Origin of the sequence: Roseateles sp. (genome assembly GCF_049240545.1) — a bacterium.
Taxonomy (GTDB): Bacteria; Pseudomonadota; Gammaproteobacteria; order Burkholderiales; family Burkholderiaceae_C; genus Paucibacter_A.
Genome location: NZ_JBMLSK010000008.1, coordinates 22,228 through 44,756 on the forward strand (window position 1 = coordinate 22,228; position 22,529 = coordinate 44,756).

23 protein-coding genes, 1 tRNA gene and 1 riboswitch are annotated in these 22,529 nt (G+C 63.5%); of the genes, 2 read left to right on the forward strand and 22 right to left on the reverse strand.

All coding sequences use genetic code 11. The features are described from left to right. Positions 1 to 82: 82 nt before the first annotated feature. Positions 83 to 568, forward strand: a complete 486-nt coding sequence (locus ACOVRJ_RS00315) for an Lrp/AsnC family transcriptional regulator (RefSeq protein WP_422041914.1) — start codon at positions 83 to 85, stop codon at positions 566 to 568. A gap of 49 nt (positions 569 to 617) precedes the next feature. Further along, entirely contained in the window at positions 618 to 914 is a 297-nt protein-coding gene (locus tag ACOVRJ_RS00320; protein WP_422041915.1) for a YciI family protein, read from the forward strand. 37 nt (positions 915 to 951) lie between these two features. Here ACOVRJ_RS00320 and ACOVRJ_RS00325 read toward each other — a convergent pair whose 3' ends face one another. From ACOVRJ_RS00325 to ACOVRJ_RS00430, 22 genes are all read right to left on the reverse strand, one after another. Further along, positions 952 to 1,425 (reverse strand): DUF2799 domain-containing protein, encoded by a 474-nt coding sequence (locus ACOVRJ_RS00325; RefSeq protein WP_422041916.1) that lies wholly within the window; start codon positions 1,423 to 1,425, stop codon positions 952 to 954. Between the two features lie 136 nt (positions 1,426 to 1,561). Next, on the reverse strand, positions 1,562 to 2,104 hold the full coding sequence (locus ACOVRJ_RS00330; RefSeq protein ID WP_422041917.1) for a histidine phosphatase family protein: 543 nt from the start codon (positions 2,102 to 2,104) through the stop codon (positions 1,562 to 1,564). Beyond that, positions 2,094 to 2,891, reverse strand: coding sequence for an adenosylcobinamide-GDP ribazoletransferase (locus tag ACOVRJ_RS00335; RefSeq protein ID WP_422041918.1), 798 nt, complete (start codon positions 2,889 to 2,891; stop codon positions 2,094 to 2,096). Before ACOVRJ_RS00335 ends, ACOVRJ_RS00330 begins: the two co-directional genes overlap by 11 nt. Before the next feature lie 65 nt (positions 2,892 to 2,956). Next, positions 2,957 to 4,357: an ATP-binding protein gene (locus tag ACOVRJ_RS00340; protein WP_422041919.1), complete on the reverse strand. Its 1,401-nt coding sequence runs from the start codon at positions 4,355 to 4,357 to the stop codon at positions 2,957 to 2,959. Between the two features lie 3 nt (positions 4,358 to 4,360). After that, positions 4,361 to 5,911: a DUF3369 domain-containing protein gene (locus ACOVRJ_RS00345; RefSeq protein ID WP_422041920.1), complete on the reverse strand. Its 1,551-nt coding sequence runs from the start codon at positions 5,909 to 5,911 to the stop codon at positions 4,361 to 4,363. A 117-nt stretch (positions 5,912 to 6,028) separates the two neighbouring features. After that, positions 6,029 to 7,084: a nicotinate-nucleotide--dimethylbenzimidazole phosphoribosyltransferase gene (gene cobT / locus ACOVRJ_RS00350; RefSeq protein ID WP_422041921.1), complete on the reverse strand. Its 1,056-nt coding sequence runs from the start codon at positions 7,082 to 7,084 to the stop codon at positions 6,029 to 6,031. Positions 7,085 to 7,092: 8 nt separating this feature from the next. Then, positions 7,093 to 7,884, reverse strand: coding sequence for an ABC transporter substrate-binding protein (locus ACOVRJ_RS00355; RefSeq protein WP_422041922.1), 792 nt, complete (start codon positions 7,882 to 7,884; stop codon positions 7,093 to 7,095). Continuing rightward, positions 7,881 to 9,350: a cobyric acid synthase gene (locus ACOVRJ_RS00360; protein WP_422041923.1), complete on the reverse strand. Its 1,470-nt coding sequence runs from the start codon at positions 9,348 to 9,350 to the stop codon at positions 7,881 to 7,883. Before ACOVRJ_RS00360 ends, ACOVRJ_RS00355 begins: the two co-directional genes overlap by 4 nt. Then, positions 9,347 to 10,339, reverse strand: a complete 993-nt coding sequence (locus ACOVRJ_RS00365) for an aminotransferase class I/II-fold pyridoxal phosphate-dependent enzyme (protein WP_422041924.1) — start codon at positions 10,337 to 10,339, stop codon at positions 9,347 to 9,349. Before ACOVRJ_RS00365 ends, ACOVRJ_RS00360 begins: the two co-directional genes overlap by 4 nt. After that, complete coding sequence (gene cbiB, locus ACOVRJ_RS00370; RefSeq protein ID WP_422041925.1) at positions 10,336 to 11,271, reverse strand: adenosylcobinamide-phosphate synthase CbiB; 936 nt, start codon at positions 11,269 to 11,271, stop codon at positions 10,336 to 10,338. The genes ACOVRJ_RS00365 and cbiB overlap by 4 nt, the downstream gene beginning before the upstream one ends. Before the next feature lie 19 nt (positions 11,272 to 11,290). Beyond that, the gene (cobO, locus tag ACOVRJ_RS00375) at positions 11,291 to 11,860 is read right to left on the reverse strand and encodes a cob(I)yrinic acid a,c-diamide adenosyltransferase (RefSeq protein ID WP_422041926.1); all 570 of its coding nucleotides are present in this window, start codon (positions 11,858 to 11,860) and stop codon (positions 11,291 to 11,293) included. Continuing rightward, entirely contained in the window at positions 11,850 to 13,175 is a 1,326-nt protein-coding gene (locus ACOVRJ_RS00380) for a cobyrinate a,c-diamide synthase (protein ID WP_422041927.1), read from the reverse strand. Before ACOVRJ_RS00380 ends, cobO begins: the two co-directional genes overlap by 11 nt. Further along, positions 13,168 to 14,064: an ABC transporter ATP-binding protein gene (locus ACOVRJ_RS00385; protein WP_422041928.1), complete on the reverse strand. Its 897-nt coding sequence runs from the start codon at positions 14,062 to 14,064 to the stop codon at positions 13,168 to 13,170. Before ACOVRJ_RS00385 ends, ACOVRJ_RS00380 begins: the two co-directional genes overlap by 8 nt. Next, the gene (locus ACOVRJ_RS00390; protein WP_422041929.1) at positions 14,064 to 15,077 is read right to left on the reverse strand and encodes a FecCD family ABC transporter permease; all 1,014 of its coding nucleotides are present in this window, start codon (positions 15,075 to 15,077) and stop codon (positions 14,064 to 14,066) included. The genes ACOVRJ_RS00385 and ACOVRJ_RS00390 overlap by 1 nt, the downstream gene beginning before the upstream one ends. Continuing rightward, on the reverse strand, positions 15,074 to 15,979 hold the full coding sequence (locus ACOVRJ_RS00395; protein ID WP_422041930.1) for an ABC transporter substrate-binding protein: 906 nt from the start codon (positions 15,977 to 15,979) through the stop codon (positions 15,074 to 15,076). The genes ACOVRJ_RS00390 and ACOVRJ_RS00395 overlap by 4 nt, the downstream gene beginning before the upstream one ends. Continuing rightward, the gene (gene cobU / locus ACOVRJ_RS00400; protein WP_422041931.1) at positions 15,976 to 16,560 is read right to left on the reverse strand and encodes a bifunctional adenosylcobinamide kinase/adenosylcobinamide-phosphate guanylyltransferase; all 585 of its coding nucleotides are present in this window, start codon (positions 16,558 to 16,560) and stop codon (positions 15,976 to 15,978) included. The genes ACOVRJ_RS00395 and cobU overlap by 4 nt, the downstream gene beginning before the upstream one ends. A 19-nt stretch (positions 16,561 to 16,579) precedes the next feature. Next, positions 16,580 to 18,523, reverse strand: coding sequence for a TonB-dependent receptor domain-containing protein (locus tag ACOVRJ_RS00405; RefSeq protein ID WP_422041932.1), 1,944 nt, complete (start codon positions 18,521 to 18,523; stop codon positions 16,580 to 16,582). Positions 18,524 to 18,610: 87 nt separating this feature from the next. Next, positions 18,611 to 18,851: riboswitch (cobalamin riboswitch) on the reverse strand. Continuing rightward, positions 18,848 to 19,336 (reverse strand): hypothetical protein, encoded by a 489-nt coding sequence (locus ACOVRJ_RS00410; protein WP_422041933.1) that lies wholly within the window; start codon positions 19,334 to 19,336, stop codon positions 18,848 to 18,850. It overlaps the preceding riboswitch by 4 nt. Positions 19,337 to 19,353: 17 nt before the next feature. Continuing rightward, positions 19,354 to 20,028 carry an aminoacyl-tRNA hydrolase gene (gene pth, locus ACOVRJ_RS00415; RefSeq protein ID WP_422041934.1) on the reverse strand — a complete coding sequence of 225 codons (675 nt, stop codon included), beginning with the start codon at positions 20,026 to 20,028 and terminating at the stop codon, positions 19,354 to 19,356. Between the two features lie 603 nt (positions 20,029 to 20,631). Then, on the reverse strand, positions 20,632 to 21,258 hold the full coding sequence (locus tag ACOVRJ_RS00420) for a 50S ribosomal protein L25/general stress protein Ctc (protein WP_422041935.1): 627 nt from the start codon (positions 21,256 to 21,258) through the stop codon (positions 20,632 to 20,634). 98 nt (positions 21,259 to 21,356) lie between these two features. Further along, a complete protein-coding gene (locus tag ACOVRJ_RS00425; protein ID WP_318013463.1) occupies positions 21,357 to 22,319 on the reverse strand; it encodes a ribose-phosphate pyrophosphokinase in 963 nt (320 codons plus the stop codon). An 85-nt stretch (positions 22,320 to 22,404) separates the two neighbouring features. After that, a tRNA-Gln gene (locus ACOVRJ_RS00430) sits at positions 22,405 to 22,481 on the reverse strand. Positions 22,482 to 22,529: the final 48 nt, after the last annotated feature.

The window sequence follows — 22,529 nt, forward strand, 5'->3', positions numbered from 1 at the left end:
AAATCAGTTCGGCCGAACCCTATGTGCAAATTGATTTCTTTGGGCTGATTACGTCAGTCATAATGAATGGCATTCAAGCAAAATGACGGGTGGTTCTCAATTGGTAGCCTCGAAAGACGCGGTGGTGTTGAGCGCGCTGGATGATCTGGATCGCCAGTTGATGGAGCTCTTGCGGGTCAATGCCCGGCTGCCGGTGGTCAAGTTGGCCAAGGCTTTGGGCGTGGCTCGCAGCACGGTGCAACTGCGCCTGAAAGCGCTGGAGGATGGCGGCCACATTACCGGTTACACCATCAGCATGGCCGCCCGCCGTGCGGCACCCGGCATCCGGGTGATGCTCTTGATCTCGGTGGACTCCAAGCTGGAGCCCGAGGTGGCCCGCGAGCTGACCCGCCGGCATGAGATCCATCAGCTCTACGCCGTCAGCGGCCGCTTTGATTTGTGCGCCATGCTGACCACAGACTCCACCGAGGAGCTGGACAGCTTGTTGGACCGCATCCGCGCCATCAAGGGCGTGGTCGACACGGTGTCCACCATCTTGCTGAGCAAGAAGCTCGACCGCCCTGAATAGCGGCCTGCAAGTTCCTTAATCTCTGACCGAGACTCTTGGCGAGACCTTCATGCTTTTTGCCGTCATCTTTACCGACAAGCCCGATCACGCCGAAGTGCGCGCTGCCAATCTGAAAGCGCATATTGACTGGCTTGAAACCCATAGAGATGTGATCCCGGTGGGCGGATCTCTGCGTCATGAGCCTGAGCAAACGCCCAAGGGCGGGCTGTGGGTGGCGCATGCCGACTCCAAGGCTCAGCTGGAAGCCTTGTTGAAGACCGATCCCTTCTACACCGCGGGCTTGCGCCAAAGCTATGAGATCTTGCATTGGTCCAAGGCCAATGGCGAGCGCCAAGCCTTGATCTAAAAGGGCGCGAGCCTTTAGCGGACTCTTAGCGGAACTCTTAGCGGGGCGCCATCAAGTGCATGCCGGTGATCAAGGCGCGTAGGCGCAGCTGGTCGTAGTCGACGCGGCGCAATTGCTCGCGCGCCTTGCTGCGTGCTTCGTCTGTCTTTGCGTCACGCAACACCTGTTCCAGGCGTTTGCTCTCTACATCATTGCGCTGCACCTGCTGCAGCAGGCCATACAGCTGCTGACCCAGGCGATAGTGGTTCAGGAAGGCATCTTCACCCGCTTGCCCTCGGCAGCCACCCCAATAAATCTGGTTACGGGAGCCTTCTTGCCAGCCGTTGTTGGCGGTGCAATAGCTGCGAATGCCGTCCTCCCAGCCTTGCGTCCAGCTGCGATGGTCGGGTGTGATGCCCGCTTTGCTGCAGGCGTCCACATGGTCGTTGATGCGCGCCTCACTGTGGCCGGCGCGGCCGTCGGCCAAGCCTCGGGCGCGCCAGTCGGCTTGCTGGCATTGCGATTCGCTCATGCTGGCGCAGCCACTGAAGACGCCAAGGACCAAGAACCAGAGAGCGAGCCGCGCTAAGGAGGAATGGAATGCGTAGGTCATACCCCAATGCTAGCCCAGTCATCGATACTCACCCTTGCTCCGCTTGGCATGGGGCCTAGAGCCCCCAGCACTCGCCGTAGCGGGGCGGCTTGGGCCAGTTCGCTGCTGTTGGAATTTGCTGGCCGTGTTCGGCGAGCCAGCGTCTGGCCAGCATCCAGCCCCCGTGGCTGATCACCACGCCATGCCCCGCGCTGGGCTGCCAAGGGCCGGCGCGTTCCAGCAGCTGGGCCAGCGATTCCCCGCCGCCGGGGGCATGGGTCGCAAAGTTCTCTACCCAGGCATCGACCTCGGCCTTGGCGATGGCGGACCAAGCCTTGCCGTCCCATTCACCAAAGTCCAGCTCCAGCAGCGCAGCGTCCATCTGATGCCGCCAACCCCAGGCCTGCAGCCAAGCCGCAACGTCGGCACAGCGGCGCAGCGGTGAGCTGTAGACGATATGCGGCAGGCGCTGTCTTCGCGCTGTTTGCTGGATCTTGCGCGCCAGCCGTTTGGCGCGCCGCCAGTGCACAGTCAAATCGCTGCCCGCGCCGATGCAGCGGCCGGCAGCCGCTTCAGGTCGAGGGTGCCGCCACACCCAGAGCCTGGACTCAGAAGACATTCAAAAGCGCCAGAAAGCTGAGCAGCAGGCCCAGCTCCACCACTTGCTGGGTGGCGCCGAGGTTGTCGCCGGTATAGCCGCCCAGGCGCCGGTCCAGCCAACCCTGCATATAAAGCGTTAGCCCGGCAGCGACCAGTATTGACAATAAGAAGCTAGGCAGCAGCTGCAATTGCAGGCTGAGCAGCAGGGCTGCCGTACCCAAAACCCAGCCAAAGGCTACCGCCAGGGTCAGGCCATTGGCTTGCGTCGCCAGAGGTTTGGCCTTGGCGTGATCGGCGTCGCCGGCGTAGGGCAGGCTGTGCATCAGCCACACCGGCGCGGCGCGTGAGGCGGCGTGGGCGAAAACGGTCACAAGCACGGCCAAGCCGGGGTCGTTCTCTGCCAAGCTGAAAAGGGCGCAGGCCTTCAAGCCCAGCATCAGGATCAAGCCCAGCGCGCCGTAACTGCCGATGCGCGAGTCCTTCATGATCTCCAGCGCGCGCGCGCGGCTGACGCTGCCGCCCAGGCCGTCGCAGCTGTCGGCCCAGCCGTCTTCGTGGAATCCGCCCGTCATCCAGATGCTGGCTGCCATACTGAGGCCCACGGCGACGCCGGGGGGCCAAACCCACAGTGCCGCCCACAACACCAAGCCCGCGAAGACGCCCACGCACAGGCCCACCGCGGGGAAGTGGCGCGCACATTGCTGCAACCATTGTGATTCAAACCCCACCCAGGCCGGGATCGGGCAGCGTGTGAAGAACTGCAGCGCGATGAAGAAAAGGCGGATTTCGTGCAGCAAAGCGCTCATGAGGCGGGAGAGGAAAAGGCGGCCCCGGATTCTGCCCTGTGCGGCGCACTGGCTGCGACCGATGTTCAGGGTCGCAGCGGCAGTTCGATCAAAAAGCCCAAACCGGGCTGGTGGTGCGGATCGATGCTGATGCTGCCGCCCAGGCGCTGGCACAAGGTGTTGACGATGTGCAGGCCCAGGCCCGAGCCGCCTTGGCCACGGCGGGTGGTGAAGTAGGGCTCAAACAGGCGCTTCGCCACCTCGGGGCTGACGCCGCGCCCGTTGTCGCCGAAGTGAAGATGCAACTGCCCACCCTCGGCGTGCAAAGCGATGTCGATTCGTCGCTGCGGAAGGGCTGCGCTGTCCACTTCTTCTTTCAGGTCCTGAATCTCTTCCAATGAACGTTCGAGGGGTTCATCAAAAGCATGAGTCAGGGTGTTGACGATCAGATTGGAGATGATTTGCGAAAACAGCCCGGCGGCTAGTGTCACCCGCAGCGGCTTGGGTGCGTCGAGTTGCACCTCGGTGTGGGCGCCGCGCAAGACCGGTTGATGGGCGACGATCAACTGGCGCAAGTAGTCCCGCAGGTCAAGGCGCGATTCTTCTTCATTGCCTTGATCCACGGCCAGCATCTTGAAACTGGAAATGAGGCCGGCCGCTCGCTCCAGGTTGCTATTGACGAGGCTGGCGCCGCTCTCCAGGTTGTCGGCCAGGGCAAGCAGTTCGACCCGGCTCACCTTTTCTCCGCTCAGCTTGCGCTTGAGGCTGCGGGCGAACTCTTCCATGCCCGAGGCGGCCGTCACGGCGATGCCGATCGGGGTGTTGATCTCGTGAGCGAAGCCCGCGACAAAGCCCCCCAAGGCCGCCAACTTCTCCTGCTCCACCAAACGCTGCGTGGCGATGCCCAACTCCTTGGTGCGCGCTTGCCCATAGGCTTGGAGTTCGGCCACATGGTCCTGGTGCTGCAACTCCATCGCGCTGCGAGCGGCGAAAATCGACAACAAGGACAGCGCCAGCAGCCGCTTGTTCTCACTGATTTCCTGGGTGTCCAGCGCCACCAAAATGCCCAGCGTCTTGCCTTGGCTGCCGACCATGGGCATGCCGATATAGCTCTGTGCGCCCATCTCGGTCAGCAAATGATCTTGGGGATAGTCTTGCTGTACCCCACAGGGGTGGAAGCACATGTCCTGGTGGGTGACATTGGCGCAAGGCGTGCCGGTCAAGGCGTATTGGATGTTGTCCATCCAGTCAACGCCTGCCCACACGGCCAAGGTCTGAATGCCTTCCTGCCCGTCATCCAAGGTCAGCAGTCGGCCGGCGATGACGTACTTCAGATCCAGCGCTTGTGCCAGCTCCTTGACCAGTTGTCGGAAGAAGGCCTCACCGCTGGATTTCGCCGTCGAAAGGCTGATGGTTCGGAGTGCGGCCTCGGCCAAGCGCCGACCTTCGTCTGAATCAAATGCGGCGCCGCGTGGGTCGGCGCTCATTGATCATGCATCCGGATAACGCTGGTAGATCGCATGCACCGCGTCCAAGTTGTCCATCAACTGTTTGACCAAGCCGGGGTCGAACTGCAGCCCGGCCTGCTCGTTGACATAGGCCAGGGCGGCGTCGAAGTTCCAGGGCTCTTTGTAGCAGCGCTGGCTGACCAAGGCGTCCAGCACATCGGCCAAGGCGACGATGCGCCCGGCGATATTGATTTGCTCGCCGATCAGACCGCGTGGATAGCCGGCGCCGTCCCAGCGCTCATGGTGCTCATGCGCAATGATGGCGCCGAGTTGCAAGATGCGTTTGTCCGACTTGCTCAAGAGTTCGAACCCAATGCGGGCATGGCCCTTCATGATTTCCCATTCTTCGGGGTCGAGCTTGCCGGGTTTGTTCAGCACCCGGTCAGGGATGCCAATCTTGCCCACATCGTGCAAGGGCGAGGCCTGGCGCATGAACTCCACATCGGCCGAGCGCATGCCTGAGGTCTCGGCCAGCAAGGCCGACAACTCACCCACCCGGCGGACATGGGCGCCGGTCTCTTTGGAGCGCCGCTCGACCGCTTCGCCAATGATGTACACGGTGGAGCGCTGGGTGTCTTGGATTTCTTCGCGCAGCAGCAGGGTTTCGTAGGTGATGGCGACGTTGGCGCAAAAAATCTCGAGCAACTCGCGGGCTTGGGCGTCCACCGGATCGGTGAAGGCCATGTAAAGCAAGGTTTCGTTGTCGGTACTGCTGCGGTAGTAACCGACAAAATGGTGGGAGTCGAAATAGCCCACCTGATCAATCAGCGCGCGGTCCAGGGCCGTTTTAACTTCGGGCGGCAAATTGCCAATCTCGTCATCCACCAGCAGCCGGGAATACTCGGACGTGGCCGCCAAGACCTTGAGGCGGCCCTCGATATGTGAGGCGGCGTAGGCTGAAATCCGGCTGGCGCACAAAGCGCGTGCATCGATGCCCAAGAGATGCGTGACTTGTTCGAGCACGCCCGAGGCGAACCGCCGCAGATTTTGCGAGTCGTAAATGCGGGTGATCGCATCGATCGAGCGGCGCAGCGCCAAGCGCGACTGCTCGATGATCATGATGTCGCGGTAGCTGCGCAGCGCCGCATAAAAAACCGTGATCAGCTTGCGCTTGGTTAGCTCGGTCTTTTCTTTGTAGTCGTTGATGTCATAGGTCTTGATGACATGCTCTTCAGGCGCCTGGCCTGGCTGGCCGGTGCGCAGCACGATGCGCACATGGTGGTTCTCCAGTTCCTCACGGATGTAGCGCGCCAGATCCAGACCAGCATGCTCGGACTCCATCACCACATCGAGCAAGATCAGCGCGATGTCTTTGCGTGTTTTCAGCAACTCGCGGGCCTCGGCGCCGCTGTAGGCATCCAGGAACTGCAGGCGCCGCCCTGAGAACTCAAAGTCCGCCATCACCAGCTGAGTGACCTGATGCACGGCGACGTCATCGTCGACGATCATCACGACCCAGGGCTCGAGCGCCTTGCTGCCCGATTCATCGAGTGAAGGGTCTGGCAATTCCTCAGCGAAAACCAAGTCTGTCATGGGGAGCCCTCATGCTTGCTGTCCTTGATTATGGCCAGCCCGGCGCTGATGTAAACAAAGACTTGCAAGCAATCGTTGAGAACTATCTGACTTCCCTGGGTGGGAATGACCCTGGGTTCACCCCTGCTGGCTGACGCCGGCCGACTCGAAGCTGGCCATTTCGGCCAAGATACGGCATGCCGAGCCGAGCAAAGGCCAGGCCAAGGCGGCGCCGGACCCCTCGCCCAGCCTTAGTCCTAAATCCAACAAAGGCTGGGCCTGCAGGGCTTCCAACATTAACTTGTGGCCGTTTTCCATGGATCGATGCGCGAATACGCAGCGCTGCAAGACCGCCGGTTGCAGCTTGGCCGCAACAAGCACGGCGCTGCTGGCGATGAAACCGTCGACCACGATGACGCGACGCTCCGAGGCCGCTTGCAGCACCGCGCCGACCATCATCGCGATTTCGAAACCGCCCAACGCCGCCAAAGCCTGCAAAGGCTGGGTCGCCTCGGCATGGCGTTGCAAGACGGCGCGCAAGACTTCGATCTTGCGCGACAGCGCCGCATCGTCCAGACCGGTGCCTCGGCCGGCACAGTGCTCGATCGGCAGGTTTTGCAGTCGCGCCAGCAGCAGTGCCGCGCTGGAGGTGTTGCCGATGCCCATTTCACCGAGCAACAGCGCGTTGCCGGGCGAGTCCGCCAGGATGCGGCGCCCCCGGCCGATGGCGTCCGCGCATTGTTCTGTGCTCATGGCTGGGTGAGTCGAACTGTCCGCCGTACCGTAGCCCAGCTTGGCGTTCACGAGGCCTGGGCGTGGCTCAAAGTCATGCGCGACGCCGGCATCGACCACCGTCAAAGCCAGGCCATGTTGCCGCGCCAGCACGCTGACGGCGGCGCCGCCGGCGAGAAAGTTCTCCACCATCTGCCAGGTCACGTCGCTAGGGTAGGCCGAGACGCCGCGTGCGGCCAGGCCGTGGTCGCCGGCAAACACCATCAGCTGCGGCTCGTGCAAGCATGGTGTCTCGCTGCCCAGGATCAGGCCCAGGCGCAGCATCAGCTGTTCAAGTTGACCCAAAGAACCCAGGGGTTTGGTCTTGCCGTCGATGCGGCGCTGCAGGGCGGCGGCTAGCGCCGGCTCGTCGATCGGCGGAACATGAGGAATGAAAGAGTTCAATGGGGTCAGGTCTTGCATGTGGCGATTCAGTCTGAGCACGTTTTGAAGTAGTTTTGGAAGGCGGCCAGCACCTGCCGGGCGCCGCGTTCAATCGCGCTGGGCCCAGGGGCCAGGATGTCGGCCGACTTGATCTCGATCAGCCGTGCGCCGAGTTCGGCAAAGCCGGGGCGCGCCAACACCTTGTCGGGCACGAAACGCTTGCCGCACCAGCTGCCCAGGATCAGCTCGGGCCGGCGCGCCAGAATGTCCTCGGCGCTAACGATGCGTTGCTTGGCAAAGCCGGCACGTGACTGCTCAGCAAACACATCCTGGCCGCCGGCCAGGGCGATGATCTCGCTGACCCAGCCAATGCCGCAGATCATGGGCTCGTCCCACTCTTCGAAGTAGACGCGCGGCTTGCGCGGCAGCAGGCGGCCGGCCGCGGCAATCTCGGCCTGCGTTTGCTGCAACTGGCTACTCAAGGCCTCAGCCTGCTCCTGGCGATGCACCAAAGCGCCAACTTGCCGCACCATGCCATGGATCCCGGCCAGGTCGCGGTGGTCAAACAGCAGCGTGGCCAAGCCTGCAGCTTCGCATTCAGCCAGCAGCGGCTTTTGCAAGTCTGAGAAACCAATTACCAGATCGGGTTGCACCGCCAGAATCTTCTCCAGCTTCATGCTGGTGAAGCCGCTGATCTTGGGCTTTTCTTGACGCGCCTCGGGCGGGTAGACGGTGTAGCCGGAGATGCCGGCGATGTGGTCTTGGGCGCCAAGGCGATAGAGGATGTCCACCGCTTCGGTGGACAAGCAGGCGATGCGTTGTGGTGTCTTGGCTGTCATGCCTGAGCCCCTTGCTCATCCAACAAGCCCATCAAAACGCCGGGCTCGAAATGGGTGTCTACGTAGTCGGCCAAGCCCTCGAACACGCTGTCCAAACTTTGCACCTGGGCGCCGAACAAGGCTTGCATCACGCTGGCCTTTTCAAACAAACCGTGGGCGTACCAGCCCAGCACGGAGCCCGCTTGCCAGCCGATGGCCTCGCCCGCATCGTTGTGCAAGGTGACGGCAGCGGGCGCCAGGCTGGGGTGTTGCACCGTGCGGCCGTGGTGGATTTCATAACCTTCTGCTTCAACGTGGCTGAGTGCCGCCCAAGGCCCGGTCAACTCACCGAAGCGCACCTGAGAGGGGCGCAGCAATTTGTCGCGCTCAAACTGTGTGACCAGCGGCAGCAGGCCCAGGCCGGGCGCATTGCCGTCCAGCTGGTGCGGGTCCAAGAGGCTTTCGCCCAGCATCTGCAAGCCGCCGCAGATGCCCAGCACCGGCTTGCCGGCGGCGGCGTGTTGGGCGATGGCCAAGTCGAGTTGTTGAGCGCGCAGCCAGGCCAGATCGGCGGCGACCGCCTTGGAGCCCGGCAGGATGATCCAATCTGCCGCGTTCAACTGGGCCGGTGTTCGCGCCCAAGTCAGGCGTACACCGGGCAGGCTGCGCAGCGGCTGGAACTCGTCCAAGTTCGATAAACGGGGGTAGGCGACGATGGCGATATGCAGCCCGGCGCCGCCGCTGGGCGCGTCATCGAACACGCCGTCTTCTTCCGGCAGGCCGTGGCCACGCCACATCGGCAAGACCGCCATGGTGGGCACGCCGGTCAAGGCCTGCAGCTGTTCGGGGCCTGGCGCCAGCAGGCTGGCATCACCGCGGAAGCGGTTCAGCACATAACCCTTGATCAAGGCGCGCTCATGCGCCGGCAGCAATTGATGCGTGCCGAACAAATGGGCAAAAGCGCCGCCTCGGTCGATGTCGGTCACCAGCAGGCAAGCGGCATTCACTTCCAGCGCGGTGCGCATATTGACGTAATCGCTGCTGTGCAGATTGATCTCGGCCGGGGAGCCCGCACCTTCGATCACCACCACATCGTTCTCGGCCATCAGTTGGTGCAGGGCCGGCTTGGCGTTCAACCAGAGCTTTTCGCTTCGCTCGCGCCAAGGAGTGTGCGTCAATTCGCTGTCGACCTCGCCCAGCACGATGACTTGCGAAGCCGTGTCCTTCTCGGGCTTGAGCAGCACCGGGTTCATGCGCACCTCGGGCGTGCGCCGCGCGGCCAGGGCCTGGAAGTACTGGGCACTGCCGATCTCACCCATGCGGCCGTTCAGGCCCGGCACCACGCGGGCGTTATTGCTCATGTTCTGCGCCTTGTAGGGCGCGACCTTGAGCCCTTGGCGGGCGTAGTAGCGGCACAAGGCCGTGGCTAGCCAGCTTTTGCCGGCACCGCTGGTCGTGCCCAGCACCATCACGGCCTTGGCGCTCATTGTTGAATCACTTTCTGCAGCGCAAGCTGCGATGAAGGGGGCAGGGTGGCGATGCGCACCCAGTTGGGTAAGCCAAAAGAGCTGGCGTCACGCAGTTTGATGCCATGGCCGCGCAACTCGGGCAAGGCCTGGGGCGGGCGCGCTAACCAAAAAGGCGTGCAGCTGTCTTCTTGCTGCCAGCCTAAGTCGGCGAGCATTTGGCGCTGCTGCTGGCCCCAACTTCTGAGTTGTTCGCGCGATTCGGCCAGCCAGGTCTGAATTTCGGGCCGCCGCCACTGCAACAGCAAGACCTGACCCTCGGCCGACAAGACCCAGCTGGAAGCCAGCTCGCTCAGTTTTTGACTCAAGGCCAGGCTCAGTGGATCTGCCGCAGCGGGCGCCAGCAAATAGGCCGCCCGCACACCGGTATGGCTCAGCGCCTTGTTGGGACAGTGCAGCTGCCAGCAGCGGTTGGGCATGAGGGGCGCAGCGCCTGTCAGACGCAAGGGCTCATAGGCGCGATCGACCACGGTCAGGCCGGCGCGCGCACTGAGGGCTTCGAGCGCTTCGCTGCTGAGGCTGGCGCCTGTGGGGTTGCAGGGCTCGCAGATCCAAACCAGCGCTTCGGCATGCAGCGCCTCGAGCAGATGCTCCACATGGCTGTATCGGCGCAGCGGCAAACCTAGCGCAAGTGCCGCCGCCGCATAGTCACCAAAGCCGGGCTCGGGCACCCAGACTTCACGCAAGCCCAATAGATGCGCCGCCAGGCTGATGCGCCGTATCGCCTCGGCGCCGCCTGCGGTGGGTAAGACCTGAGCGGGCTCCACGCCATGTGCTGCCGCTAAGTATTCGCGCAAGAGGCGGTACTGCGGATCGGGGTAGCGGCGCCGGTCGGCCGCTTGCATGGCCTGCAGCAGCGAGGCTGGCGGCGGCAGCGGGTTGGCATTGGTCGAGAAGTCGTGCGGCACGGCTGGGCCGCTGTCGGTGCCGCCATGAAGGAGCGTGCTCATGTCGACAGCCTCAGGCTCAAGGCTGCGAATGCCAGCATGACAGCTGCGCCCAGCATGGCCCGTCGGGCCAGGCCCGCGGCCCGCAAGAGTTCGCCACCCAGCGGGGCGCTACCCGTCGCGTTGAGCGCATAGACCCCGGGCTTGGCCAGTCGCAGATTCAAACGAAGCGCCATCGCCGCCATCGGCCAGCCGCTATTCGGTGAGGGCGTGCGACGCGCCTCGGTGATCAGGCGCAGCCAGGCCTGCGGGCGCAGGCCGATCAGCGCCGAGGCGGTGATGCGCGCCGGGATCCAGGACAAGACATCATCGGCTCGTGCCGCCCATTTGCCGAACCATTCGCGGTGGTCGCGGTAGCCCCACATCGCATCGGCGGTGTTGGCAAAACGGTAGAGCGCCGCACCCGGCAGGCCGGCGATGGCAAACCAAAACAGCGGCGCGACCACCGAGTCATTCAGGTTCTCGGCCAGGGTCTCGATGGCCGCTTCGCGCACCGCGGTCTTATCCAGTGCGGAGGTGTCACGGCTGACCAGCCGAGCCAATTGGCTGCGGCCGGCAGCCAGCGACTCGCCAAGCGCCCGCTCCACCGCCAGCACTTCATCGACCAACATGGCCCAAGCGAGCAGCGGCTTCAGCAGCAGACCCAGCAAGAGAGCGCAGCCCAGCAGCGCTGGCCAGTCTGCCCAAGGCTGCAGGCTGTGGATCAAAGCCAGCTCCAGGCTCAGCGCCAGCGCAGCAGTCATCAGCGCGCCGAACAGCCAGACCATGGCGCCGCCCAGAAAGGCCTGGGCCGGCGGCATGGCGGCGAGTCTTGCGCTGAACAGGTCCAGGTAGCGCCCCATGCGCACGACCGGGTGGCACCAGACCGGTGGCTCGCCCAGCAGGCGGTCCACCAGCAAGGCGATGCCCATCGCCAGCGGGAGCAAGAGCGCCATCATGGCCAGGCCCTCTTTCTCAATCTTCGATGCCGCGTTGTGCCGGCACGCCCGCCTTGAAGTGGTGCTTGATCAGTGTCATCTCGGTGATGGTATCGGCCAACTCGATCAGCTCGTCCGGCGCGTTACGTCCGGTCAACACCACATGTACATGGGCGGGGCGTTCGCGCAGCGCTTGCAGCACTGGCTCCAGCGGCAGCCAGCCATAGCGCAGCGGGTACATGATTTCGTCCAGCACCACCAAGAAATGCTCGCCCGCAGCAATCGTTGCGGCCGCGCGTGCCCAGCCATCGCGGGCCAATTGGGCGCTGTGCTCCAGATCCTTGCTCTTCCAGCTGAAGCCATCGCCCAGGCCTTCGATCGGCACGCCGAGCTGCTCGAACATGCGGTGCTCGCCGAAGCGGGCGCTGGGCACTTTCATGAACTGGTAGATCTTGACGGCTTTGCCGCGGCCGTGAGCGCGCAGCGCCAGGCCGAAGGCGGCGGTGCTTTTGCCTTTGCCGTCGCCGGTGTGGACCAGGATCAGGCCGCGACGTTCGGCCGTGGGGATGACGCGTTCGCGGTCGACAGGGGGCTTTTCAATTTCCATGAGTGTCTTTGGTGCGATCACCAATAAAGAACGCGGCCACCGCCGCCGGATTGGACGCAAAGTAGTGGTGGATATAGCTGGCTCGCAGCGAGCCCTGCTGGTAAAGCGCCTCGGCGGTGCGGCCGGCATTCGGGTTCTCGGCGGTGGCGATGGGGTGCAGCGGTGTGCCCAGCGTCGAGTAGTGAAAGCTGTGACCACGCAGCAAGCCTTCGGGCCAGGCAATGGCTTGCAGACCCAGGGCCGCCAACTTGCTTTGCATGCGGGCCGTGCCGGGCATCACGCCCGCCATCAGCTGTGTTTGCCCCTCGGTGTCGATCAATTGGTCGAGCAGGCACAGCATGCCGCCGCATTCGGCTAGTAAGGGCTTGCCGGCTTGCACATGCTGGCGCAGATCGGCAAAGAAACTGGGATGCTGGCGCAGGGTTTGCGCATGCAGTTCTGGGTAGCCGCCAGGCAGCCAGAGCGCGTCGCATTCAGGCAAGACCTGACCCTGCAGCGGTGAGAAGAACTCCAGCTCGGCGCCCAGCGCTCGCAAGCAGTCCAGGTTCGCCGGGTAGATGAAGCTGAAGGCAGCGTCTTGGGCCACCGCAATGTGGCGCCCAGCCAGAGCCTGCGGCTGGGCTTCAGCGTAGGGAGATGCCGCGTTCTCAAAGCTGACGCGCGGGAACTCAAACTCGGGCTCCAGCGCGCGGGCGAATTGATCGGCCCAGGCATCCAATTGGGCTTCCAATTCAGGCAGCTCCAAGGCCTGTACCAGGCCCAGGTGGCGTTCCGGCAGACTCAGGTTGGCATCGCGAGGCAGCGCGGCCACCAGGGGCAACTCGGGTGGCAGGCCTTGCGCCACCATCTTGCCGTGTGAGACGCTGCCGACGCGGTTGGCGATCACGCCGCAGACCTTCACATCGGGGCGGAAGCGTTGCAGGCCGGTGGCCAGGGCGGCGAAGGTCTGCGCCATCGCCGAGGCGTCGATGACGGCCAGCACCGGCAGGCCAAAAGCGGCGGCCAGATCGGCGCTGCTGGGGTCGCCGTCGAACAGACCCATCACCCCTTCGACCAAGATCAGGTCGGCGCTGGCGGCGGCTTCGGCCAGCAGGGATCGGCAATGGTCCAGTCCCCCCATGAAGAGGTCTAACTGATAAACCGGATGGCCGCTGGCGCGCTCCAGAATCATTGGGTCCAGAAAGTCGGGGCCCGTCTTGAAAACGCGCACCTTGCGGCCCAAGCGGCGCTGCCAGCGCGCGATGGCAGCGGTGACGCTGGTCTTGCCGGAGCCGGAGGAGGGCGCGCTGATCATCAGCGCCTGGCATTCAGTCATGGGAGCGAGCTTTCAGGGGCAAGACATTGCTGGCCTTGGCGGCCGGCTGTGGAGTGGGGATGGCCGCGCTTGCCGATGCCGAAGGCGCGGGGGCACCGGGCAGGGCCAGCCATTGGCCTTGCAGTTCGATCAGTTGCAGGCGATGGTCAAAGACTTCTTGCAAAGCCTCTCGGGTGGCGGCCTCGGCCGGGCGGCCGCAATGGCGGACGCGGCCTTCGCTCATCACCACCAACCAGTCGGCTTGCAGGGCGATATTGAGCTCATGCAGCACGCTGATGACGCTGTGCCCCTGGGCGACTTCGCCGCGCACGATCTGCAGCCAGTCGGCTTGGTGCGGCGGGTCCAGATGGGCCAGCGGCTCATCCATCATCAAGACTTGGGCCTGCACCGCCAGCGCCCGCGCCAGCAGCACCCGCTGCCGCTCGCCACCAGAGAGCTGGCCGAGCGAGCGGCAGCGCCAATCCCAGCACTGGGTTTGTTGCATGGCTTGGCGCACGGCGGCATGGTCGCTGGCGCTGGGCGGCGCCAGCCAGGCGCGGTGCGGCAGGCGGCCCAGCATCACCACGTCTTCGGCGCTCAGGTCCTCGCCGCTGGCCTCGTTTTGGCCTAACCAAGCCAATGCACGGGCTCGTGCCTTGGTGGGCCAAGCGTGCAGCGGGCGGTCCAGCAACTCGATTTGGCCCAGGCTGGGGATCAGCCCGGTGAGTGCGCGCAGCAAGGTGGACTTGCCCGCGCCATTCGGGCCGACGATGGCGGTCCAACGCGCGAGCGGCAAGTCCAGCAAGATGCGGTGCAGCACTGGCTGGCCTTGCAAGCTGGCGCTGAGTTCATGGCAGCGCAGGGCAGCGCTGGCGCCGGCTTCGGTGTGTTGCTTGGGGCGGGTGCTCATCAAGACCTCCGTCCGCGTTGGCGGTGCATCAGGCGCAGCAGATAGCCGCCGCCCAGGATTGCGGTGATGACGCCTACCGGCAGCTCTTGCGGCGCAATCAAGCAGCGCGACAAGATGTCGGCGCTCAATAGCAGCAGGCCGCCGGCGCAGGCCGACAGCAGCAGCAATTTGCCATGGGTGGCTGGGCAGAGATTGCGAACCAAATGTGGGGCCACCAGGCCGACGAAGGCGATCATGCCGGTCTGCGCCACAGCGGTGCCGGTCGCCAGCGCAAAGGCCAGAATCAGCACCACCCGCACCAGGCTCAGGCGCACGCCCAGCGACTGCGCGGTGGACTCGCCCAGCGTCAACGCATCCAGCGCCTGGCTGCCGCCCAGAGCCACGGCCAAGCTCAAAGCCAAGACCGCGCTCATCAGGATCACGCTGTTCCAGCCCAAGAAGCCGGTGGTGCCCAAAACAAAGGCTTGCATGGTGCGCAGGATGTCGGGGTTGCTCAGATTGATCAGGTCGGTGATGGCGCCCAGCACCACGCCGACCACGACGCCGGCCAGCAGCAAGCGCAAGGTGTGCTCAACGCCCCGCGCCATCAAGAGCGCCAGGGAGACACCCGCCAGCGTGCCGATGAAAGCCGCGCCGGTGAGGCCCAAGCGCTCCAGCCAAGCCATGCCCATGGGCGAGCCGCCCAGCAAGGCCAGGGCGATGCCCACGCCCAGCCGTGCGCCGGCGGCGCTGCCCAGCAAATAGGGGTCAGCCAGCGGATTGCGAAACAGGCCTTGGGTGATGGCACCCGAGAGGCCGAGCAGAGCCCCGGCCGTCCAGGCGCCGGCGGAGCGCGGCAGGCGAATCTGCCAGAGGATTTGGTCGGCCATGGCCGCATCCACATCCACCCAATTGAAGGCCAGGCCGGTGCTGCCCACGGCCACGCCCAGCATCAGCGCCAAGACACTGCACAGAGCCAAGCCGGCCAGCAAAGGCCAGGCTTGCAAACGGGCCGTGCCGAGCTGCGTGCTCATGGCTGAGCCGAGTTGCCGCTGTCCAGCTCACGCAGGCAGCGGGCCATGATCTGAGCCGCTTCGCCCATGCGGGGGCCAGGTCTTGCCATCACATCGCTTTGCTCCGCGTCAAAGACGCAAACGCGCTTGTTGGCGATGGCCGGGATGCGGTCCCAGCCGGGGCGCTGGTACAGGCCCTCGACATTGCGTTTGCCGATCATGATCAGCTGCGGCTTGGCGCGCACCACGTACTCGGGGTTGATCTTGGGGAAGGGGCCCATCTCCGGCGTGATGATGTTGCGCCCGCCCAGTCGCGTCAGCGTCTCGCCCATGAAAGAGCTCGGGCCGGCGGCATAGGGCGAACGGTCAATCTCGTAATAGACCAGGGTGCCACGGACTTGCGGCGGAATGCTCTGCGCGGCGGCGCCCACCGTGGCATCAATGCGGCGCCAAACCGCTTGGGCATCGCTGATCTGCAAGAGCTGGCCGAGCTTGCCCAGCACTCTTTGCACATCGGCATAGGACTTGGTTTCCAGCGCCACCACGGTCAAGCCCAGGCTGCGCAGCCGGTCGCTGACGCGTGAGGACGGGGCCAGCAGCACCACATCGGGCTTGAGCGAGACGATGGTCTCGACCTGGGTGTCGTCCAGGCCGCCCAGCTTGGGCAAGCGGTTCACCTGGGCGGGGAAGTTGGAGTAGCGATCCACGCCGACCAGCTTGTCGCAGGCGCCCAGCTCGCAAACCGTTTCGGTCAGCGAAGGGAGCAGGGTGACGATGCGCTGCGGGGCCTTTGTCCATTGGGTGGTCTGGCCCTGGTCGTCCTTGATTTCGATGCGGCTTTGCGCCAGCGCAGCCGTGCTCAGCAGGGCGCAAGCCAGCCAAGCCAAACTTTGTTGAATCAGCGTCATGGTTTTGATCTTCATAGGCGAGGCTCTTGAAGCCGAGCCTGGGCGTCAACAGGGCGCGTCCAGGCTTGGCCTGCGACCATCAGCGTCAGCTGCGCGCAGCGCGCCGCCACGGCTTGGTTCAAGCGTCCCAGTTCGTCTACATAAAAGCGCGCCTCGCGGCTCATCGGCGAGACACCCCAGCCCACCTCGTTGGAGACGAAGAGCACCGGGGAGCTGAGCTTGGGCAGCAGCGCAGTCAAGGACTGCAGCTCGCGCTGCCAGCCCTCCAGATCGGGCTGATTGCTCATCGGCATCAGCCAATTGGTCAGCCAAAGCGTCAGACAGTCCACCAGCAGGAGCCGCCCAGGCGCTGCGTTAGCCTGCAAAGCGCGCGACAGGCTCAGCGGGACTTCGACAGTTTCAAAGCCCGCCGGCCGGTCGGCTTGATGGCGGGTAATGCGCGCGCGCATCTCTTCGTCAAAAGCAAGCGCCGTGGCCAGCACCGTCACCCGGTGCGCAGGGTCACGCTGCAGCCAGCCTTGCGCCAGGCGTTCGGCCTGGCGGGACTTGCCGCTGCGCTGGCCCCCGACGATCAAATGATGCGCGGCGCTTTGCATGTGCAGCCTCGCCTTGGCCTCAGAGCGCAGGCGTGAAGCGCAGGCTCATGAACACGGTGCGCGGCGCTTGCGCGTAGCCGCCGGCGGTCTGGTACGTCTTGTTGAAGGCGTTGTCCAGGTTCAGCTGCAGGGCCAAAGCCTTGTTGACTTGGTAGCGCGCATCCAGGTTCAGCAGGGCGTAGCCGCCCAGCTTGCTGCTGTTGTCATTGAAGTCAAAGCGGTAGCCATAGGCCAGCACTTGTCCGCCCAGTGCCCAATCCCCCAGGCTCTTGTCGATGCGCAGGCCCCCATGTTTTTGAGCGCGGCGGCCCAAGAACAGGCCAGTGCTTGCATCCTTGGGCGATTGCCAATCCAGATTGCCGGACAAGCGCAGGCCCATCAACTCGGTGGCGCCCTTCAGGCTCACGCCCTTGAGTTCTACCTTGGCCAGATTGCCGTAGCAGCCGTCCCAAGGTTGGGGGTTCTTGGATGGCGGGCAGTTGGCCACAAACTGCTTGTCCCAACTGATCAGATCGTCGATCTTGTTGTCATAAACGGTCAGGCCGAACTGATGGGCGCCACGCTTGAACTCCAGCCCCACTTCGGCGTTCTTGCCACGTTCGGCCTGCAGTTTTGGCTTGCCCGGCATGGGGCCGTACTGGCTGAAGCTTTGATACAGGGTAGGCGCACGGAAGGCGGTGCCGCCACTGGCCCAGACGCGCCATTCATTGCTGAGGCGGTAGCCGGTGGCCAGCGTGCCGGTCGTGATGCCGCCGAACTCGCTGTCGTCGTCGCGGCGGATATGGGCTTGGCCGTCCCAAGCGCCCAGACTCAGCAGATAGGCCGCACCGATGGCATTCTGGCTGCGATCGGCTTCGTCCCCCGTCATCAGACTGGAGTTGATGAGCTTGTCTTCGCGGCGTTCCAAGAGCATGTTCAGCTGGCCGGGGCCCAGTTTCAGGCTGCTGTTGAGGGCATAGCTGCGAATCTGAGTTTCGGTCAGATAGGGGCTGGGGCGGGTCTCGTAGCGATCGGTGGCCTGGCTGGCACTGAGTTCACTTTGCAGCGCCTCTGACCATTGCGCGGACCAGTTGGCACTGAGGGCCTGGCTGTTGCGCAGGTTTCGGTCGTCTACACCTGGTTTTGGCTTGGCGCTGGCGTCATAGCCGCTGTTCATCTGGCTGCCCAGGGCCAAGACCTGCACGCGGTGCTGAGCGTTCAAGGCATAGCCCAGGCGTGCGCTCTGGCTGTGGCTGCGCCAGCCATCGAGGTCGGCCAGATAGCTGGGGTCTCTGGGATTGAAGGCCACCGGGCGTGCATTGAAACCTTCGCTGAACTCGGTGGCCATGGTGAAGGCATAGTCCAACGCGCCTTGCGCGCCACTCACGCTGGCATCGGCCTTGACCGTACCCAGGCTGCCGATACCGGCGCCGAATTCAAGATAGGGTGCGCCCGAGCCTTTGCGGGTGAAGACCTGCACCACGCCTGCGACGGCGTCGGAGCCATAGACCGCGCTGGCGGCGCCGCGCACGACCTCAATCCGCTCGATTTGTGCCAGCGGGATGTTCTCCCACGACGCACCGCCGGAGCCGCCTTGCGTGTCCATACGGACGCCGTCCACCAAGACCAGGGTGTGCTGGGTGTTGGCGCCGCGCAAGAACACCGAGGTTTGGTTGCCAGGGCCACCGTTCTGAACGATGTCAAAGCAAGCCGCCGTGCGCAGCAGATTGGCCAAGCCGCCAAAGGCTTGACGTTCGATGTCGACGCGAGTCAGCACGGTGACATCGGCGAGCACGCGGTCGAGGCTGAGTTTGGAGCGTGTGGCGGTCACCACGACCGAGTCGAGCTTGCTGGGCGGCTGGACGGTTTGAGCCTGGACCGATGCCTGAACCAGGCTGGCAATCAGGGCCAAGGTGAAGGGTGCTGCGGCAAACGAGGTCGCGAATGCGGAGGGGCGAACGGAGCGCCTGATAGGAGAGGTCATGAAAATGCAGGAACCAAAGACAACCAGGATTCAGCTCACCCGCTGAATTCCTGTGGAACGGATTGCCGCAAGCTCTTGTGGAGTGAGCGGCGCACCACGTTGTTGGCCGGTATCCGGGCTGGTGGAGGCGAGGCCTGTGTCCTTCCCAGCGCATGAAAAGCGCCAGTGGAGCGATGACAGGTCTTGGAACGCTTGGAGGCGATCCGTCCACTTACCGTTGCGGGGACAGCTCAGGTTGGGTTTGCTTCGTGGAAGCGCACCGTCCTGATTCCCGTTTAACTGCACAAGCATGAATGCTTGTACGAGCACCAACAGGGCGCGATTCTAGCCGGCGGCTGCGGGCGACTTGGGAGTTTTGCCCGGATTTGTTGATTCGCTGCCCTTCGGTTGTGCTGGCTGGGGCTTGGGTTTGGGCACCTGTTGGGCTTTTGGAGGCTTGGGGGGCTTTGCTGAGTTGGTCGCCTTGGGCGCGCTGGCCGGGATGACCGCAGGGATGGGCTTCAGTCCGTCGATGCCGGTCGGGCTGCTGAGATGGCGGCGAGCCTCGGCTTCTTGCTTGAGCCGCGCTTTCTCCATGGCCAGCGCCCGCTTGAGTTCGGCTGCCGCCTGTTGTTTCGCCGCTTGGGTTTGGGCCGCACTGGGCTGGTCGTACTGAACCGTGGATTCGCTGGCGCGCAAACTGCTCGGGCAGGGGGAGTCGCGCAGGTCGCGGCCGTCTGGCCCGCAGCGGTAGAGGGTGCTGGTGCGTGTTTGAGTCTGGGCCCATGAATGACTGCACCCTGCTGAGATCATCAGCAGGGTGAGCAGTGTCATCAGTGTCGGCCTGGACTTCATGGTGTGCTGCTGACCTTGGGCGCTTCGATGGGGGAGTTGGGTGTAGAAATGTTAGGTGCCGGCGGCGCAGGCTTTGGCGGCTTGGGGCGCGGGGGTTTGGCGTGAATTTTGGTGAGCGCCTTGTCCATCTGACCCGAAAGCATCAGCTCTACCGCGTCCATGGATTTGGCGATGCAGTCTTCCACATCCTGGCGCTCTTTCAGCGGTGGTTTGCGCAACACATAGCCGGCAACTTCACTCTTGATGCCCGGGTGGCCAATGCCCAGGCGCAGGCGCCAGAAGTTGGCCGAACCCAGCTGGGCTTGCATGTCCTTCAAGCCGTTATGCCCGCCATTGCCGCCGCCTTGTTTGAACTTCATTTCGCCGGGCAAGAGGTCGAGCTCGTCGTGAACGGCGAGGATTTCCTCGGGCGCAATTTTGAAAAATCGCGCCAGCGGTGCCACGGCTTTGCCGGACAGGTTCATGAAGGTCATCGGCTGCAAGAGCCAGATCGGTCCTGCTGCGCCCGGCGCATTGTTGACGCGTGCGCACAGGCCGTAGTAGTTGCGCTCCACCTGCAGCGACGCTCCGAGCTTGCGCGCCAGCGTGTCTATCCACCAGAAGCCGGCGTTATGCCGGGTATCTTCATATTCAGGGCCTGGGTTACCCAGGCCAACAAAAAGTCGAATCATGTGCAGAGTTTAGGTGGAGCAAAAGGGCTTGGCATATTCGTTGAGGCTGAAAATTTGGACCTCAGCTGAGGTATTGCTGGGCTGGAGGCGGCACTTTGCGGACATCCGACTTGGATCGACTGCTTGCCGGCCTTAGCAAAAGAGCAAAGGCTGTGGTTGAGCAGGCCGACTGGGCGCTCTGCCCCGCTCCTGTCCCCCGCCCCGGGCTTGCGCCCGGGTCTCCTCCTTTACCTCGCGTTTCAGAGCGCCCAGCCGTCCTGCTCCCGCAGGATTGGTCCTTGCGTAAGAACAAACGCCGAGGGCGTCGGGGGTACGGTGAAGCGAAGTAAAGGGGGAGGGTCTGGCGCCGCCAGAGCCGGAGGACTGAGGCCGGACATGAACAGTCCTGAGGACTGTTCGTGCCTGCCGAGGGCTCAGGCCTTTGGCCTGAGCATGAGCGGAACCGTGCCCCCGATGGCCTCGGCAAGAGGAACACTGAATTCCGCAAAGTGCCGCTTGCCGTCTTTCACACATTTGCGGCAAAGCATAAAAAAAGGCCCCGCATCGCAGGGCCTTTTTGTTCTGAGTCGAGGCCGTCGCGTCGATCAGGGAGGAGCGGAAGATTTACTTCTTGCCCTTCTTCTTGCCCTTGCCGTCGTCAGCAGGAGCCGCAGCGGCCACGATCACTTCTTCAGTGACAGGCTCAACCGGGGTGGCAACCACGGGGTTCGGCTTGCCGTGAGTCACAACCTTCACGCCAGAAGGCAGCTTCAGGTCGTTCACGTGCACCGAGTGACCCTTGGTCAGGCCGCTCAGGTCCACTTCGATGAACTCAGGCAGTTGCTGGGCCAGGCAGGTGATCAGCAGCTCGGTGATGACGTGGTTGACCGTGCAAGAGTCGGTCTTGACGGCAGGCGAAGTCTCTTCACCCTTGAAGTGCAAAGGCACCTTCTTGGTGATCTTGGTGGTGCCGTCCACGCGTTGGAAGTCAGCGTGCAGAACTTGCGGCTTGTAGGGGTGCAGTTGGAAGTCGCGCAACAGAACTTGCGAGACCACGCCGTTCAGTTCCATCTCGAGGATGGTGCTGTGGAAGGCTTCCTTCTTCAGCGCGTAGAACAGGGCGTTGTGGTCCAGTTCGATATTGGCGGGCTCGCCTGCGCCGAACACGACGGCAGGAACGCGGCCAGCAATGCGCAGGCGGCGGCTCGCTCCGGTCCCCTGCAACTTGCGGTCAAAAGCTGTGAATTTCATAGTGACTCCAAAAAGGCTGAACAGCCTTGCGGCTGCTCATGGATTTGAGCGCCCGCGACCAGGCTGCTCGGTGAATTGCGATCTTGCGATCGCAAATTTTAAAAATTGTTGTTTTGCTCAGAGAAGAGCGAGGTGACCGACTCACCATCGGAAATGCGGCGGATCGTCTCGGCGAACAAGAAGGCCACCGATAGCTGGCGGATCTTGCCGCAAGCCTTGGCGGCGTCGCTCAAAGGAATGGTGTTGGTGATCACCACTTCGTCGAGCTGCGACTTGGAAATACGCTCAATCGCTGGGCCCGACAGAATCGGGTGGGTGCAGTAAGCGAACACGCTCTTGGCACCACGATCCTTCAGAACTTCAGCGGCCTTCACCAGCGTGCCGGCGGTGTCGATCATGTCGTCCATGATGACGCAGTTGCGGCCATCGATTTCACCGATGACGTGCATCACTTCCGAGACGTTAGCGGCTGGGCGACGCTTGTCGATGATGGCCAGATCGCAACCGAGTTGCTTGGCCAGGGCGCGTGCGCGCACTACGCCACCGACGTCGGGGCTGACCACCACCAGGTTGGAATAGTTGCGGGCCTTCAGGTCCGACAACAGCACCGGCGAGGCGTAGATGTTGTCGACCGGGATGTTGAAGAAACCTTGGATCTGGTCGGCGTGCAAGTCCATGGTCAGCACGCGCTCGACGCCGACTTTTTCCAGCAGGTCGGCAACGACCTTGGCCGAAATGGGCACCCGGGTCGAGCGGGGGCGGCGGTCCTGACGGGCGTAACCGTAGTAAGGGATCACGGCGGTGATGCGGCGAGCGCTGGCGCGCTTCAGGGCATCGACCATGATCAACAGTTCCATCAGGTTCTCGTTGGTCGGCGCGCAAGTGGGCTGGACCACGAAGACATCGCGAGCGCGGACGTTTTGTTGAATCTCGACGGTGACTTCACCGTCGGAAAAACGACCGACCACAGCCTTGCCCAGGTCAAGACCCAGGTGCGTAGCGATTTCTTGGGAAAGAACCGGATTGGAGTTGCCGGTGAACAGGACGGTATTGAGCAGCACGGGCCATCCCTTTATCTGAGAAGGACCCGTGGCCAGCCAGCGTGTCCGGGTGATGTCTTACGACGAAAAACCATTCGAGAAATTTTGGCAGGGGAAGAAGGATTCGAACCTTCGCATGCTGGAATCAAAATCCAGTGCCTTAACCAACTTGGCGACTCCCCTACACAGGACACTGCAGAGCTGCAGCACCCTATAACTTCACGTGTCATT

What these genes read in the sequence shown, in the direction of transcription:
- ACOVRJ_RS00315 (WP_422041914.1), top strand. Translation starts at nt 83, where the DNA reads ATGACGGGTGGTTCTCAATTGGTAGCCTCGAAAGACGCGGTGGTGTTG.
- ACOVRJ_RS00320 (WP_422041915.1), top strand. Translation starts at nt 618, where the DNA reads ATGCTTTTTGCCGTCATCTTTACCGACAAGCCCGATCACGCCGAAGTG.
- ACOVRJ_RS00325 (WP_422041916.1), bottom strand. Translation starts at nt 1,425, where the DNA reads ATGAGCGAATCGCAATGCCAGCAAGCCGACTGGCGCGCCCGAGGCTTG.
- ACOVRJ_RS00330 (WP_422041917.1), bottom strand. Translation starts at nt 2,104, where the DNA reads ATGTCTTCTGAGTCCAGGCTCTGGGTGTGGCGGCACCCTCGACCTGAA.
- ACOVRJ_RS00335 (WP_422041918.1), bottom strand. Translation starts at nt 2,891, where the DNA reads ATGAGCGCTTTGCTGCACGAAATCCGCCTTTTCTTCATCGCGCTGCAG.
- ACOVRJ_RS00340 (WP_422041919.1), bottom strand. Translation starts at nt 4,357, where the DNA reads ATGAGCGCCGACCCACGCGGCGCCGCATTTGATTCAGACGAAGGTCGG.
- ACOVRJ_RS00345 (WP_422041920.1), bottom strand. Translation starts at nt 5,911, where the DNA reads ATGACAGACTTGGTTTTCGCTGAGGAATTGCCAGACCCTTCACTCGAT.
- cobT (WP_422041921.1), bottom strand. Translation starts at nt 7,084, where the DNA reads ATGCAAGACCTGACCCCATTGAACTCTTTCATTCCTCATGTTCCGCCG.
- ACOVRJ_RS00355 (WP_422041922.1), bottom strand. Translation starts at nt 7,884, where the DNA reads ATGACAGCCAAGACACCACAACGCATCGCCTGCTTGTCCACCGAAGCG.
- ACOVRJ_RS00360 (WP_422041923.1), bottom strand. Translation starts at nt 9,350, where the DNA reads ATGAGCGCCAAGGCCGTGATGGTGCTGGGCACGACCAGCGGTGCCGGC.
- ACOVRJ_RS00365 (WP_422041924.1), bottom strand. Translation starts at nt 10,339, where the DNA reads ATGAGCACGCTCCTTCATGGCGGCACCGACAGCGGCCCAGCCGTGCCG.
- cbiB (WP_422041925.1), bottom strand. Translation starts at nt 11,271, where the DNA reads ATGGCGCTCTTGCTCCCGCTGGCGATGGGCATCGCCTTGCTGGTGGAC.
- cobO (WP_422041926.1), bottom strand. Translation starts at nt 11,860, where the DNA reads ATGGAAATTGAAAAGCCCCCTGTCGACCGCGAACGCGTCATCCCCACG.
- ACOVRJ_RS00380 (WP_422041927.1), bottom strand. Translation starts at nt 13,175, where the DNA reads ATGACTGAATGCCAGGCGCTGATGATCAGCGCGCCCTCCTCCGGCTCC.
- ACOVRJ_RS00385 (WP_422041928.1), bottom strand. Translation starts at nt 14,064, where the DNA reads ATGAGCACCCGCCCCAAGCAACACACCGAAGCCGGCGCCAGCGCTGCC.
- ACOVRJ_RS00390 (WP_422041929.1), bottom strand. Translation starts at nt 15,077, where the DNA reads ATGAGCACGCAGCTCGGCACGGCCCGTTTGCAAGCCTGGCCTTTGCTG.
- ACOVRJ_RS00395 (WP_422041930.1), bottom strand. Translation starts at nt 15,979, where the DNA reads ATGAAGATCAAAACCATGACGCTGATTCAACAAAGTTTGGCTTGGCTG.
- cobU (WP_422041931.1), bottom strand. Translation starts at nt 16,560, where the DNA reads ATGCAAAGCGCCGCGCATCATTTGATCGTCGGGGGCCAGCGCAGCGGC.
- ACOVRJ_RS00405 (WP_422041932.1), bottom strand. Translation starts at nt 18,523, where the DNA reads ATGACCTCTCCTATCAGGCGCTCCGTTCGCCCCTCCGCATTCGCGACC.
- ACOVRJ_RS00410 (WP_422041933.1), bottom strand. Translation starts at nt 19,336, where the DNA reads ATGACACTGCTCACCCTGCTGATGATCTCAGCAGGGTGCAGTCATTCA.
- pth (WP_422041934.1), bottom strand. Translation starts at nt 20,028, where the DNA reads ATGATTCGACTTTTTGTTGGCCTGGGTAACCCAGGCCCTGAATATGAA.
- ACOVRJ_RS00420 (WP_422041935.1), bottom strand. Translation starts at nt 21,258, where the DNA reads ATGAAATTCACAGCTTTTGACCGCAAGTTGCAGGGGACCGGAGCGAGC.